Annotated in this window: 12 protein-coding genes; 9 read left to right on the top strand and 3 right to left on the bottom strand. The window is 61.8% G+C overall.

Annotated features, from left to right (window positions below; translation table 11 throughout):
- Window positions 1-743, bottom strand: a 743-nt coding sequence (locus tag BLX42_RS17865) for a 2-aminoethylphosphonate--pyruvate transaminase (RefSeq protein ID WP_161872290.1), incomplete at its 3' end; no start/stop codon positions are given.
- Window positions 744-877: 134 nt separating this feature from the next.
- Here BLX42_RS17865 and BLX42_RS17870 point away from each other — a divergent pair.
- From BLX42_RS17870 to BLX42_RS17900, 7 genes are all read left to right on the top strand, one after another.
- Window positions 878-1,741 carry a LysR substrate-binding domain-containing protein gene (locus tag BLX42_RS17870; RefSeq protein ID WP_046785208.1) on the top strand — a complete coding sequence of 288 codons (864 nt, stop codon included), beginning with the start codon at window positions 878-880 and terminating at the stop codon, window positions 1,739-1,741.
- 64 nt (window positions 1,742-1,805) lie between these two features.
- A complete protein-coding gene (locus tag BLX42_RS17875) occupies window positions 1,806-2,816 on the top strand; it encodes an AraC family transcriptional regulator (RefSeq protein WP_119687465.1) in 1,011 nt (336 codons plus the stop codon).
- A 178-nt stretch (window positions 2,817-2,994) separates the two neighbouring features.
- Window positions 2,995-4,638 (top strand): AMP-binding protein, encoded by a 1,644-nt coding sequence (locus BLX42_RS17880; RefSeq protein ID WP_161872291.1) that lies wholly within the window; start codon window positions 2,995-2,997, stop codon window positions 4,636-4,638.
- 13 nt (window positions 4,639-4,651) lie between these two features.
- The gene (locus BLX42_RS17885) at window positions 4,652-5,419 is read left to right on the top strand and encodes an SDR family NAD(P)-dependent oxidoreductase (RefSeq protein ID WP_115274312.1); all 768 of its coding nucleotides are present in this window, start codon (window positions 4,652-4,654) and stop codon (window positions 5,417-5,419) included.
- Between the two features lie 12 nt (window positions 5,420-5,431).
- Window positions 5,432-6,625: an acetyl-CoA C-acyltransferase gene (locus BLX42_RS17890; RefSeq protein ID WP_161872292.1), complete on the top strand. Its 1,194-nt coding sequence runs from the start codon at window positions 5,432-5,434 to the stop codon at window positions 6,623-6,625.
- 8 nt (window positions 6,626-6,633) lie between these two features.
- The gene (locus BLX42_RS17895) at window positions 6,634-7,761 is read left to right on the top strand and encodes an acyl-CoA dehydrogenase (protein ID WP_161872293.1); all 1,128 of its coding nucleotides are present in this window, start codon (window positions 6,634-6,636) and stop codon (window positions 7,759-7,761) included.
- Between the two features lie 13 nt (window positions 7,762-7,774).
- Complete coding sequence (locus tag BLX42_RS17900) at window positions 7,775-8,548, top strand: enoyl-CoA hydratase (RefSeq protein ID WP_161872294.1); 774 nt, start codon at window positions 7,775-7,777, stop codon at window positions 8,546-8,548.
- A gap of 40 nt (window positions 8,549-8,588) precedes the next feature.
- Here BLX42_RS17900 and BLX42_RS17905 read toward each other — a convergent pair whose 3' ends face one another.
- On the bottom strand, window positions 8,589-13,121 hold the full coding sequence (locus tag BLX42_RS17905; protein ID WP_161872295.1) for a DUF6543 domain-containing protein: 4,533 nt from the start codon (window positions 13,119-13,121) through the stop codon (window positions 8,589-8,591).
- A gap of 293 nt (window positions 13,122-13,414) precedes the next feature.
- Between BLX42_RS17905 and BLX42_RS17910 the strand changes: the two genes are divergently transcribed.
- Both BLX42_RS17910 and BLX42_RS17915 read left to right on the top strand, forming a co-directional pair.
- A complete protein-coding gene (locus BLX42_RS17910; RefSeq protein ID WP_012315289.1) occupies window positions 13,415-13,819 on the top strand; it encodes a TraR/DksA C4-type zinc finger protein in 405 nt (134 codons plus the stop codon).
- Between the two features lie 182 nt (window positions 13,820-14,001).
- Window positions 14,002-14,196: a hypothetical protein gene (locus tag BLX42_RS17915; protein WP_046785199.1), complete on the top strand. Its 195-nt coding sequence runs from the start codon at window positions 14,002-14,004 to the stop codon at window positions 14,194-14,196.
- 7 nt (window positions 14,197-14,203) lie between these two features.
- Here the strand turns inward: BLX42_RS17915 and BLX42_RS27230 are convergent, their stop codons facing one another.
- Window positions 14,204-14,389: a hypothetical protein gene (locus BLX42_RS27230; protein WP_080952080.1), complete on the bottom strand. Its 186-nt coding sequence runs from the start codon at window positions 14,387-14,389 to the stop codon at window positions 14,204-14,206.
- Between the last annotated feature and the right edge of the window lie 186 nt (window positions 14,390-14,575).

A 14,575-nucleotide genomic window follows, 5' to 3' on the forward strand; every position in this document is an offset into this window, starting at 1 on the left:
GCGGCAACCACGTGGGTGGGCGGGGTGAAGCGCCATTGGCCGGTCTTGGCCATGTAGGCGTGCTGGTCGTGCAGGTCCATGGCCAGCGAGTGGGCATTGCCCTCGGCGGCTGCCAGTGCGGTTTTCTCGGCGAAAACGAAGCCCATCCCGGGGACGCCTTCCAGGCATTTGCCAGACGCGGCGATCAGTGCCTCGAAAGGGATTTCGCGGGCGTCGATCGGCAGGGCGCCGAACGAGCTCATGGCATCGATGATCAGGCGCTTGCCGTGGCGCTTGATCACCTGAGCGATCTCGTGCAGCGGGTTGAGGATGCCGGTGCTGGTTTCGCAGTGGATCAGCGCCACGTGGGTCACGCTGGGGTCCGCCGCCAGCAGGCGGTCGACGTCGGCAGCGGTGGTCGGCTGGTCCTCGGCGGTTTCGAAGGTGCTGAAGTTGCGCCCCAGCACTTTGCAGATTTTCGCCAGGCGCTGGCCGTAAGCGCCGTTGATCAGCACCAGTACCTTGCCATCGCGCGGTACCAGAGTGCCGATGGCGGCCTCCACGGCGAAGGTGCCGCTGCCTTGCAGGGGAACGCAGTGGTGGCTGGCGCTGCCGTCGACGATCCCCAGCAGTTGCTCGCAGACGCTGGCGGTCAGTTGGTTGAAATCACGGTCCCAGGAGCCCCAGTCCATTAGCATGGCTTGTCGGGTGCGCAGGGAGGTGGTCAGTGGGCCGGGGGTCAGCAGGATCGGGGCGTTGCTCATTGCGTGGTTCCTCACAAGCTGCAGGTGGTCAGCCGAAAAAGCTGGCGCTGAAACTACGGAGGCTAGGTTGCAATTGACCAAGCTATCAATCAAATTGTTTGTTGTTATGCCAGCCATAAGTCAGGCCGATAAATATGAACCTGTTCCAGCTTCGCGCTTTCGACGCCGTCGCCCGTGAGGGCAGTTTCACCCGTGCCGCTGCGCGCTTGTTCATCAGCCAGCCGGCGGTGACCGGGCACGTCAAGGCGCTGGAAGAGCACTACCAGATCACCCTGTTACGGCGCACGGCGCGGCGGGTCGAGCTGACCGAGGAGGGTACCCGCCTGGCTGCCATCACCCGGGCGATGTTCGGCCTGGCCGAAGAGGCGCAGGCGATGCTCGAGGCCAATCGCCAACTGCTCACCGGCCGCCTGGAGGTGGCCGCAGATGGGCCGCACCGGGTCATGCCGATGCTGGCGCTATTGCGTGAACGCTACCCGGGGATCACCGTCAACCTGCGCCTGGGCAATGCCCAGGAGACCTTGGCCGCCTTGTTGTCAGAGCATGCCGACGTGGCCGTATTGACCGAAATCGAACCGCGCAAGGGCCTTTACTTGCAAAACCTCTGCGAGTCGCATTTATGCGCACTGCTGCCGGCAGGCCATGCCTGGGCCAGCGGGCAGGGTGACTTGCCACTGGCTGCTTTGCATGAGCAGATCATGGTGCTGCGCGAACCCAGTTCGACCACCCGACGTACCTTCGACAAGGCGTGTGACCAGGCGTCGGTCAGGCCCAGGGTGCTGCTGGAGCTGGACAGCCGTGAGGCAGTCACCGAGGCAGTGGCGTCGGAGCTGGGGATTGGTGTCGTTTCCTCGACCGAGGTGGCCAATGACCCGCGTGTGGTGGCGCGGCCGCTGGCCGGGCAAGGTTTGCGCAACCAGCACCTGGTGGGGTGCCTGGAGCGGCGCCGCGAGCTGCGGCTGATCCAGGCGTTCCTGGCCCTGGCTGCCAGCCTGTAATCCAAGGCTGGTGTTTTTTCCATGCGGGCCTAACATGGGCGGCACGCAACAGCCAGGAGGGCCGATGAGCGAGAAAGACACCATCTCCATGCAACTGGTGCGCGAAGCCCTGTTGCAGACCTGCCCGGCGGGTGAGCCGGATGCCGGCCTGCTGGCGCAGGCCGGCATCGACATCGGTCAACTCGACCAGGCTGATGCGCGCGTCAGCGCCGAGGCCTACTCCCGGCTTTGGCGCTTGCTGGCGCAACGCTGCAACGATGAATTCTTCGCCATGGACCCGCGTGGGCTGCGTACCGGAAGCCTGGCATTCCTGTGTCGGGCGAGCATGGCCCAGCCCACCCTGCAGGCTGGCCTGGAAACGGTGTTGGCGTTTCTTTCGCTGATGCTGCAGGACCTGCAACCGGTACTGGTGCGCCAGAAAAGCCTGGCCGAAATCGTCATCGTTGAACCCAATGCTCAGCCTCGGCGTGCGTTCACCTATTTCACCTTCTGGATGATCGTCCACGGCGTCGCCTGCTGGTTGGGAGGGCGGCGTATTCCGATCCTTGCGATTGACTTGCGGTGCGCCGAGCCGCCTTTCTGTGATGACTACCGGGTGATGTTCTCGGAAAACCTGCAGTTCGAACGCCCCTTGACCCGCATGATCATTGCCGGGGACTGCCTTGACATGCCGATGCGCCGCAGCGAGGACGAGCTTCAGCGTTTTTTGGCAGAGGCACCTGGCAACATCCTGGTGAAGTATCGCGACCCTAACAGCCTGGCCCGCCGTATCCGCCAGACGCTGAGCCAGCAAACCCCCAGCCAGTGGCCTGCCGCCGAGCAACTGGCGGCAACGTTGTGCATGTCGGCGTCAACCTTGCGGCGCCGTTTGAGCGAGGAGGGCCAAAACTACCAGGCGCTCAAAGACAGCATTCGCCGCGAGTTGGCGATTGCCTGGCTGGCGCAGCCGCAGCTTGGGCTTGGCGAAATCGCCGAGAGGCTGGGCTTTGCCGACAGCAGTTCGTTCTACAAGGCGTTTCGCAAATGGTTCGGGTGCAATCCGGGGCATTACCGCAGTGTCTTCCTGCAGGTGTAAACCGGCCCTGCACCAGCAATGCTCCGGCGGGCGCTTGGCGCATCGCGAAGGCTGAGAAGCCACGCGGCCAAAACGCTCATTCAGATTGACAGCTTTGGCCATTGCCCAGGTAGGCAGGCGGCGCGAACATCGTCAGACCGATGGTGCACTCCAACAATAAGAACCCAGGAGTCTGACGATGCGCGAGTATGGCGACGCCGTCCTTTCATTCAATCATGCCGAGGCCGCAATGGGCCTGCACGGCAGTCTTGCAGCCCTCAATGCCTGCGTCGAATGCTGTGACCGCCATGTGGCCCAAGGTGGTATCGCCCTGGTCTACGAGGACCGCGAGGGCAATGGCAGGCTCTACACATTCGAGCAGATGCAAGCCATGGCGTCCCGCTTTGCCAATGTCCTGAGGGCCCAAGGCGTGCAGGCCGGTGACCGGGTAGCAGGGCTGATGCCACGCACCCCCGAGTTGCTGGTGACCATCCTCGCCACCTGGCGCCTGGGCGCTGTTTACCAGCCGTTGTTCACTGCCTTTGGCCCCAAAGCTATCGAGCACCGCCTGGAGCAGTCGCATGCCAAGGTAGTGGTCACCGACCGTGGCAACCGCGCCAAGCTGGACGATCTGGCCGTGAGCCCCGTGCCGATCATCGTCGGCGCTGAGGAGGGTGAACTGGACTTCCAGCGCCTGCTCAATGCCGCCCCTGCCGATTGCGAGCCAGTCATGCGCTCGGGCGACGATCCCTTCCTGCTGATGTTCACCTCGGGCACCACTGGCCCTGCCAAACCCCTGGAAGTGCCGCTACGCGCGATCGTCGCGTTCCAGGGCTACATGCGCGATGCCATTGGCCTGCAGCCACAAGACAACTTTTGGAACCTGGCCGACCCAGGGTGGGCCTATGGCCTTTACTACGCGGTCACCGGGCCGTTGTCGCTGGGCCACGCCACCACCTTCTACGATGGCCCGTTCAGTGTCGAAAGCTGCGCGCGGGTGATCGACAAGCTGGGCATCACCAACCTGGCAGGTTCGCCCACCGCATATCGCTTGCTGATCGCCGCTGGCAAGGCGTTCTCAACGCCGGTCCAGGGCCGCCTGCGGGTCGTCAGCAGTGCCGGTGAACCGCTCAACCCCGAGGTGATCCGCTGGTTCGCCGATGAGTTGGGCGTGACCATCCATGACCACTACGGGCAGACCGAGCTGGGCATGGTGCTGTGCAACCACCACGGCCTTGAGCATCCCGTGCGGGCAGGGTCTGCCGGCTTCGCCATCCCAGGCCACCGCATCGTGGTGCTGGACGAGCAGGGCGCCGAATTGCCCGCCGGGCAGCCTGGCATTCTGGCAGTGGATCGGGAGCGGTCGCCGCTTTGCTGGTTCGGTGGCTATCACGGCCTGCCCACCAAGGCCTTCGTCGGCAAGTATTACCTGAGCGGCGATACCGTCGAGTTGAACACCGACGGCAGCATCAGCTTCGTCGGCCGCAGCGACGACGTGATCACCACCTCTGGCTACCGCGTCGGGCCGTTCGATGTGGAGAGCGCACTGATCGAGCACCCGGCGGTGATCGAAGCCGCAGTGATCGGCAAACCGGACCCGGAGCGCACCGAACTGATCAAGGCCTTTGTGGTGCTGGCCAGCGGTGTGCACGGTAGTGTCGAGCTGGAAGAGACCCTGCGCCAGCACGTTCGCCAGCGGTTGTATGCCCACGCCTATCCCAGGGAAATCGAATTCGTCAGCGAGCTGCCCAAGACCCCGAGCGGCAAGCTGCAACGCTTCATCCTGCGCAATCAGGAAGTTGCCAAACAACAAGCGCAACAGGCCACCCCTGCCCGCGCCTGAAAGGAACCTGATCATGCACATCGCCAACAAACATTTTATCGTCAGCGGCGCAGCTTCCGGGCTGGGGGCTGCCACCGCGCAGATGCTGGTCGAGGCCGGCGCCAAGGTCATGCTGGTTGACCTCAATGCCCAGGCCGTCGAGGCCAAGGCCCGCGAGCTGGGTGACAACGCCCGCTTTGCGGTCGCCGACATCAGCGACGAGCAAGCGGCCCAGGCCGCCGTCGATGCCGCTGTAACGGCTTTTGGCAGCCTGCACGGGCTGGTCAATTGTGCGGGCATCGTCGGTGCCGAAAAAGTGCTGGGCAAACAAGGGCCACACGGCCTGGCCAGTTTCGCCAAGGTCATCAACGTCAACCTGGTCGGTAGCTTCAACCTGCTGCGCTTGGCCGCTGCTGCGATGGCCGAAGGCGTTGCCGACGAAAGCGGCGAGCGCGGGGTGATCATCAACACCGCCTCGATCGCCGCCTATGACGGTCAGATAGGCCAGGCTGCCTACGCCGCCTCCAAGGGCGCCATCGCCAGCCTGACATTGCCGGTTGCCCGCGAGCTGGCGCGTTACGGCATTCGTGTGATGACCATCGCCCCGGGTATTTTCGAAACCCCGATGATGGCCGGCATGACCCAGGAAGTGCGCGACTCCCTGGCCGCCGGGGTGCCATTCCCGCCGCGTTTGGGGCGGCCAGGCGAATACGCGGCGCTGGCCCGCCACATCATCGAGAACAGCATGCTCAACGGCGAGGTGATCCGCCTCGACGGTGCGCTGCGCATGGCTGCCAAGTAAGGAGAAACCCTAATGACCCTCGCCAATGATCCGATTGTCATCGTCAGCGCCGTGCGCACGCCCATGGGCGGCCTGCAAGGTGACCTGAAAAGCCTTACCGCGCCGCAATTGGGCGCCGCTGCGATTCGCGCTGCAGTCGAGCGTGCCGGGCTGGATGCCGCCGGTGTCGAGCAGGTGCTGTTTGGCTGTGTGCTGCCGGCAGGCCAGGGCCAGGCCCCCGCGCGCCAGGCTGCGCTGGGCGCCGGCCTGGGCAAGCACACCACGTGCACGACGCTCAACAAGATGTGCGGCTCTGGCATGCAGGCCGCGATCATGGCGCATGACCTGCTACTGGCCGGTACCGCCGATGTGGTCGTGGCGGGCGGGATGGAGAGCATGTCCAACGCGCCCTACCTGCTGGACAAAGCCCGTGGCGGCTACCGCATGGGCCACGGCAGGATCATCGACCACATGTTCATGGACGGCTTGGAAGATGCCTACGACAAGGGTCGCCTGATGGGCACCTTTGCCGAGGATTGCGCCCAGGCCGGCGGGTTCAGCCGCCAAGCCCAGGACCAGTTCGCCATCGCCTCGTTGACCCGCGCCCAAGAGGCGATCAGCAAAGGCCGCTTCAGCGCCGAGATCGTTCCGGTACAGGTCAGCGAAGGCAAGGAACAGCGCCTGGTCAAGGACGACGAGCAGCCTCCCAAGGCGCGCCTGGACAAGATCCCGCAACTCAAGCCGGCGTTCCGTGAGGGCGGCACCGTAACTGCCGCCAACGCCAGTTCGATCTCCGACGGCGCTGCGGCACTGGTGCTCATGCGCCGCTCCCAGGCGCAGCAGCGCGGCCTGACGCCCTTGGCTGTGATCCATGGGCACGCTGCCTTCGCCGACGCGCCGGCACTGTTCCCCACGGCGCCTATCGGCGCTATCGACAAACTGATGAAGCGCACTGGCTGGAATCTGGCCGAGGTCGACCTGTTCGAAATCAACGAAGCCTTTGCCGTGGTCACCTTGGCCGCCATGAAGCAACTCGACCTGCCTCACGAGAAGGTCAACATTCATGGCGGTGCCTGCGCCCTGGGGCACCCGATCGGCGCATCGGGCGCGCGGATCCTGGTAACCCTGCTGTCGGCCCTTCGCCAGAACAACCTACGCCGCGGCGTTGCGGCCATCTGCATCGGCGGTGGCGAGGCCACGGCCATGGCTGTCGAATGTCTGTATTGAGGTGAACCATGCTGGTAACTGACGAGCAACAACAGATCGTCGATGCGGTCCGGGCTTTTGCCCAGGAACGCCTCAAGCCTTTTGCCGAACAATGGGACAAGGAACACCGCTTCCCCCGGGAAGCCATCCAGGAGATGGCCGAACTCGGCCTGTTCGGCATGCTGGTACCCGAGCAGTATGGTGGCAGTGACACCGGCTACGTGGCCTATGCCATGGCCCTGGAAGAAATCGCTGCTGGCGATGGCGCCTGCTCGACCATCATGAGTGTGCACAATTCGGTAGGGTGCGTGCCCATCCTCAAGTTCGGCAGCGAGCTGCAAAAGCAGCAGTACCTTGCACCGCTGGCCAGCGGGTCGATGATCGGTGCCTTCGCCCTCACCGAGCCCCAGGCCGGTTCCGATGCCAGCAGCCTGAAAACCCGTGCGCGGCTGGATGGCGACCACTATGTGCTCAACGGCAGCAAACAGTTCATTACCTCCGGGCAGAACGCCGGTGTGGTGATCGTTTTCGCTGTCACCGACCCAGAGGCAGGCAAGCGTGGTATCAGCGCCTTCATCGTGCCCACCGACTTGCCGGGTTACCAGGTGGCGCGGGTCGAAGACAAGCTCGGCCAGCACGCATCCGACACCTGCCAGATCGTTTTCGACAATGTGCGCGTTCCAGTTGCCAATCGTCTGGGCGAGGAGGGGCAGGGTTACAAGATCGCCCTGGCCAACCTTGAGGGCGGGCGTATCGGCATTGCCTCGCAGTCGGTGGGCATGGCCCGTGCTGCGTTCGAAGTGGCCCGTGACTACGCCAAGGAACGTTGCAGTTTCGGTAAACCCTTGATCGAGCACCAGGCGGTAGCCTTCCGCTTGGCGGACATGGCCACCAAAATCGCCGTGGCACGGCAGATGGTGCTGCACGCCGCAGCATTGCGCGATGCCGGGCGCCCTGCGCTGGTGGAAGCGTCGATGGCCAAGCTGTTCGCCTCGGAAATGGCCGAAAAGGTCTGTTCGGATGCCTTGCAGACATTAGGCGGTTATGGCTATCTGAGTGACTTCCCGCTGGAGCGGATCTACCGCGACGTGCGGGTTTGCCAGATCTACGAAGGCACCAGCGACATTCAGCGCATGGTCATTGCGCGCAATCTTTGAAGGAGCAGTCTGCATGGCATTCGAAACCATCCTGTTGGATATCCACGGCAAGGTCGGCCTGATTACCCTTAACCGGCCCCAGGCGCTCAATGCGCTCAACGCGCAGATCGTCAGTGAGATCAACCAGGCCCTGGACCAGCTCGAGCGTGACCCGAATATCGGCTGCGTGGTGCTGACCGGTTCTGCCAAAGCCTTTGCCGCCGGTGCCGATATCAAGGAAATGGCCGAGCTCAAATACCCGCAGATCTACGTCGATGACCTGTTCAGTGATGCCGATCGTATTGCCAATCGCCGCAAGCCGATCATCGCTGCGGTATCGGGTTTTGCGTTGGGCGGTGGTTGTGAGCTGGCGATGATGTGCGACTTCATTCTGGCGGCCGACAACGCAAAGTTCGGGCAGCCGGAAATCAATCTGGGCGTACTGCCGGGCATGGGTGGTACCCAGCGCCTTACCCGGGCCGTAGGCAAGGCCAAGGCCATGGAACTGTGCCTGACGGGGCGGCTGATGGGGGCTGAGGAGGCGGAGCGTGCAGGCTTGGTTGCGCGCGTGGTGCCACAGGCCGAACTGGTCGAGGAGGCATTGAAGGTGGCTGCCACCATTGCTGGCAAGTCGATCCCGGTGAGCATGATGGTCAAGGAAAGCGTCAACCGGGCCTTTGAAGTCACGCTGAGCGAAGGTGTGCGTTTCGAGCGTCGTGTGTTTCATGCGGCGTTTGCCACTGAAGACCAGAAGGAGGGGATGGCGGCGTTCATTGCCAAGCGCGAGGCTCAATTCAAGGACTGCTGACCTGCTCCGGCTGGGGCAGCGTAACTGCCCCAGCCGATGATCAGGCTTGGTTGTCGAAGAAGTACCGCTTCGCCGCAGCCAGGTCGATCGGGCTGCGATGCACTTCGGTCTCATGCCCGCCAGCGTCCTTGACCACACGGCCCCGTGCATAGCGCTGCGCAGCCGTTTTCAGGTGGCCGGCGGTATAGCCGGTCTGTTCGGCATCCCTGTCCGAATAGTGAAAATGTGCATACCAGAGATCGTCGCCATCATGGCTGATGGCGTATTCCTCCAGGTAGTCATCGGGCCTACCGGCTAGCTTGGCCAGTTGCCGCCGTGATCCGGTCATACGAATCTGCACCTGCTTATGCTCCAGCAGAAAGCCCAGTTCGCTCATTCGAGGCTTTTGCAGCAATGCTACCCGCGTTCTCTGCTCGACCGCCTGCTTGCTAAGCGTTGCCGACAGGTCTTCGATCGCCTTGATGCTCAGTGCCGCATCGGCATCGTGGATGCTCTCGTCAGTCTGGTTGTCACGGGTCAAGCGAAGTTCGATGGCTGTACGGTGGTGGTCAAGGCCATCGCGGTGCAGCAGCAGTATCTCTTCGATTTCCACTGGCAAGTAGGTGCTGGCCGTGGCGCCTTGCATCAGCCTCAGGCTGCTTCTTGCGCTGGCCAGGCGCCTGTTGCTTTCCTTGAGCAGCGCCTTCAGTTTCGCTGGAGGACGCGCGTCAGTTTTATTCCTTGCTGCGTGTACCGGTACCCATTGCTCGTTGTCACGCTTGTAGCTGCGTGAAACTGAACCTTGCTCACTACCAGGAATGTCGACGATGCTGTCATCGTCCGATCTCGGTTGGCCCAGAAGCAGTCCATCGTCACGGGTTTCGATCAGGCCGGGCAATTCCTGGCTGAGTTGCTTTACGGAGCAGGAATGGGGCAAGTCCGGGTACTCGGCGAGCTGGCTGAGTACGTCTGCACTCATGTCAGCAATATCGCTGCGCAGTTGGGCCAACGCCGGTGGTATTGCGCGCTCGTCGAACAGGCTTCGCAGAATGTCCCCCCGCCGTTTGGCAGTCTCCAGATGCTGCTTGATATTTTCAAGCAGGCGACGCCTCACCTCGTCACTGGCGTTGACCCGCTTGCTCAACTGCAGCCGTTGACCGATGGCCAGTTCGATGCTGTCCCAGGTACGGTCAAGCCAAAAAATGCTGGTTTCGCCCATCAGTTCAAGCGTCATGCGGTTGACGCAGTTTTCGAAGCGCATGAAGCGCCAGTGCAAGGGTGACCAACGGCCTCGCTGCTCTTGAAGCCCCTGCAGCATCTTCAGGGTTCCGTGCAGCGAAGGGCTTGCCAACTGGCGCAAGTTCTCAAACCCTTGGTCGAAGGCAGTTGCATTGTCGAGCAGGCTATCGATCAGTGAGGTCAAGTTGGCCAACCTTGCGCCAAGAACCACCCGATCGGCGGGCGTCGATTCGGCTTCATGCTCGATCATGTCCAGCAAGTGGGCACGTTCGGGTTTGTACAGGCGCATCAACAGCTCCCGGATCTGCAATTGGCAATTGAGGTGCTGGTAGAGCGTACCCGCGCGTTTGACCTTGTAGTCGGTCACAGGCGTCAGTTCATTGAGCTCTTGCAAACGTTGGACATGCTCGGCAACGAATGCTTCGAACGTCTGCAACTTCTCTAGGCAGTTACGCAATACGCGCGGGTCTTGCGAGCGGCTGGCCAGTTCGCGGAGCTTGTTCATGTACGGCAATTGTTCGGTGATGCTTTTCGAATCGTTTACCACCCGTTCGGCTTTCTCCCGGGTATTGTGCTTGCGCTGCGCTTGCAGTTTGGCGATCCGCTTGGAGGGTGGCATGCCACCGCGCAGCCGCAGGCGCAGGTCGAGCTGCCAGCGGCCTGCTTCATCGCGCCTGAGCAAAGGGCCTGGGGATTTACCGGTTTCGCCGCCGACAATTCGCATCTGGTCCAGAATCGGGTCCAACTGTGCTTTGAACAGCTTACCCTCGAGCTGTACCAGTAAGTGATCAGCCTGCAGATACAAACCGCGCATCGGCCCCGTAGGGATGGGGGGGCCGAGCGTTGTCGTTGACACATCTGCCTGCAGCGCGGCAAGCGCTTTGGCTTGGCTGCTGTCGAGTCTGAGAGTTGGTTGTGCCCAACTGAATTCGAGTTGGGTCTGAGTTGGGCTGGTCAACACAATGGGGGCCGGTATCGGCTCGTTCAGCTGGCCAAGAGGAAGGACGGTATCCAGCGGGTGCTCCTGCTCCAGCCGCCTCATGGCATGGTTGAAAATCAGGAGTGCGACATTGACCAGCAGTTCGATCCATTGGCCTGTGCGGTCACCAGTACTGGCCTGATCCTCTGCATCGACCAAGCGGGCGAACGTGGTTTCCATCTGCATCAGCCACGCGGCCTCTGCCAGCGGGCCTTCTATAAAGGGCAACACGGTGTTGAGCAATAACCAGCCCAGCTCTTCCCAGCGTTGCCAGCGGGTTTCGGCGCTGCTTGCCGATTGCGCCTTGAAATTGCTCAGCGTTTCCTGCACGCATCCTTCGTAAATGGCCCGGGCAGGGCTGAGTACGGCGGCTTCGCGCGACAAGGTGACGGGCGCAGGCCTGGCCAGCGGCACCGCCCAGTCGTCCTCCAGCGGGTAGAACAGGTGCGGTTCCTTGAACCCCCCATGGGCATAGATGCGGCGGTCTTCGGGGGCCAGCCGTTGGAGCACGTCGTTTTGGAGTTCGCCAGGTTCTGAGAGCGCCACCAGCAGTGCCATGCGGTCGGAGTACTCGACCACCGGTTCGCTGTGCAGGGGGCGGTACAGCAAGCACCGGGCGCTTTTGAAGGAGTCGTCCTCGATCAGCCAGGCATTGAGCGGATGATCGGCATTCGCGTCCATTGAGCGCTGCAGACCTAGAGGGCGCATCACCCAACTGCTGTGCTCATTGGGCAAGGGGGCGACCACCTGCTCTATGGCCACAATTGCTGCTGGTGTTGGCTGACCATGCTCAAGAAATCGCTCCATCACCGTGGTTGGCAATTGGGTACTCAGCTGCTTGGCGAACAGGTCCTCGCGGTGCGCGCGCGCCTGCGCATCATTGAGCAGCAACGCGCGTAACCGCGCGGGGTATGTCGACCCAATGTCCGCTTCGGTGACGAGTGCACGCAGTGCCAGCGTATCCAGCCAAGCGGGGATCGTTTGACCATCGGCGCTTTGCACTACTACGCGGCCGGGTTTTAGCAGCCCCAGATTGGCGATGGCCAGTTGGGCCAAGCTGAAGCTGACTGCTTTTATGGTCCCCCCATTGATGACTTCGCCCGGCAGTGGTATCGCTGTTTCGACCGTCTGATAATTGATCACCCGCACGGCCGCCGGGTCCAGCGTGGATTCGGGGTGGTCACGCAGGATCAGTTCGGTGAGACGTTCGCAGGCAAAGTCGTGAGCATTGGGCACGCCGTCAAGCCAGGTTTGCCCTTCGCTTTCAGAGATGCTGCGGGCGACGTCGGTAAGCATCGAACTATAGACGATCAAGGCTTGGGGCCTGCCTGCACGCATCCAGTCCGGCAACTGATCGACCAGTGTTTCCTGGCTGGCCAGGTCAGTCATGCCGCACAGATGCACCATGGAAGTGAGCCGATCCAGTGCGTCGGCAAGCTGTTGGGCGCTGCTTGTACCCTTGAATGCCAAGGTGGCCAGCTCCAGGCATTCCAGTTGTTGTTGCAGCAAGTTGGCCGCTTGGGCCTGGAATGGCTGCTGCTCGGGGATGCCCAGGCGCACGATGGGTGGCGACATGGCAATGACGGATGGCCAGTGCCTGGTAATGCCCTCCTGCAGCTGTTGGCGCGACGCAAATGACAGCAATCGGCCTATTGGCGTGAACAATAAGGTGAAGGGCGGCTGGCCTGGTGATTCGGGTCGTTCGATGAGCAGCGCACTGGCGAGGAAAGGGTCGAGTTGCCAGTTGGCGGAATAATTGCAGGCCAGGGTGTGTATGGACACTCCATGGCTGCTGGTCAGGGTTCGCAGGTCATCCGGTTTGGCCGGGTCCTCAGACAATGCCTTCAGCGTGGCTGCGGCAGCCACCAGCTTGCCGTCGGTGTGTGCTTGCTCGGCGGCGCTGCGCAGCAGCGCCTGCAGGTGGTTGGCAAACCACATCCACGGCGTCTGACCTTGGCTGTCGGCCTCGCACCAGAAGTTGACCATCGCTGTGCGGTAGGCGTGCAGCAGCATCGGCCCGCAATCATTTACCAGCGTTTCAAATGCATGCAGGTCAACCGGAACGGGATTGTCGGGGTCTATAGCCTGATTGCGACAAGGCACATCCTGAGTAGCGGTCAGGTTTAGCGTGCGCCGCAGGCAATATCGCTCCACCAAGACCTGATACAGCGGGCGGATATAGGCAACACCCATGATCGGGCCGAAGCTGGCGAGTTGCAGGGACAGGGGGTCGAGGTTGGTATCGAGCCCATAATCTGGCCAGTGCTCGACCAAAAGCTGTGCCGCAATTTCGAACAGGGTGGGGCGGCTGGCAAACCTCTTGGCAACGGAACAAGACAGGGTGGTGGCACGCGGGAGTCGTATTGATGATGTCATGGCTAGGGTCTGGGTGGGGAGCAAGCCCCATGAAACCGCCCAAGTGATCTGCCCTGGCTTTAAAGATGTACTGCCAGTGGCATCGTCTGAACGGCAAGTTGCTGCCGTCAGGCGCAAACCATGTCATTTCGGTCAATTACCCCGTGATTGGTGTTGCCCCTTGCGACGTGGGGCCTTAGACTGCCGCCCCCTGCAAAAGAGTGCCGATTGGCGCTTGAAGAATTCTGTTGCCAATGCCCAGGCGTCGGCGACACCCGAATCGCCCAAATGCACATTTTTTCATAGAGAAATCGATGACCAAGGAACAGTTGCTGGCCATGTCGGCCGATGACTACATGAACGCTGATCAACTGGCCTTCTTCACTGGCCTGTTGCAGGCGATGAAAGTAGAAACCCATGAACGCATCGAGCTGAGCCGTGCCACCATCGAAAGCCTGGATACCCCGTCGGATCCTGCCGACGTGGCCTCGGTCGAAGAAGAACGTCACTGGTTGGTAAATGCCATCGAGCGTGACCAGCGCCTGCTGCCGCAGCTGGAAATGGCCTTGGGCCGTATCGCTGACGAAAGCTTCGGTTGGTGCGACGACAGTGGTGAGCCGATCGGCCTGCAGCGCCTGCTGATCAGCCCGACCACCAAGTACTGCATCGAAGCCCAGGAGCGCCACGAGCAGCTCGATCGCCACCAGCGCCAGATCTGACCGAGCGTTGTGTGCCAGGCCCCACGGAGCGATCCTTGGGGCTTTTTGCGCTTGCTACCTTGTACCGGCCACTTTGTTGCTGCTGGCGCAATACTGCTGTACCAATGTTGGCTTTCTCCGGCGTGTTGGCGGGCGTATCATGGCTATATCGTTAGGTTGCTAAGTAAATTCCGGAGGGAATGATGAATAGCCGAGTCGATGTGGCCGTGATGATTGGCTCAGGTGTGCCCGCTACCCTGCAGGCGCTGGGCCGCCGAGTATGTTGGGTGGTGCTGGTGAATGGCGAGCGTCGCGGCACTGCGTATGCAACGCGTGGTGAGGCGCTGGAGTGTCAGGCGGCCTGGCTTAAACAGCTGGAGAAAGGCCGCGCTGCCTGACTGTGGTTCAGTTTTCGAGGCTACGGGCCAGTTCGCAGGCTTCATGGTGACGACGTCGAAACCCCTTTACTCTGCCGGTAGCGCTTTCAGTGACGTGGAAGAACTCGATGCCGGCAGGTATGACGACGTAACGCGGTATGGAGCGAGAATAAATGCGCTTTGCCTCTCGACGTGTTTCTGTGTTTTCGTGCATATTTCTTTCCCAGTAATGCGCTGATGGATTGCAGAGCCCGTTCTGCCGAAGGGCCTGGCGTTATCTATCGCATCTTTTCTGACGGAATAGTTGTAGGGCATTACGCTTCCCGGTTGGGGAATGTGCCTAAACCCGCCATTTGGGCAAAGTCTGGCAAGCAGGAGTAAAGTTTCCTCCATGCTGTAT

Source organism: Pseudomonas sp. SG-MS2 (genome assembly GCF_009933855.1).
Lineage (GTDB): Bacteria > Pseudomonadota > Gammaproteobacteria > Pseudomonadales > Pseudomonadaceae > Aquipseudomonas > Aquipseudomonas putida_E.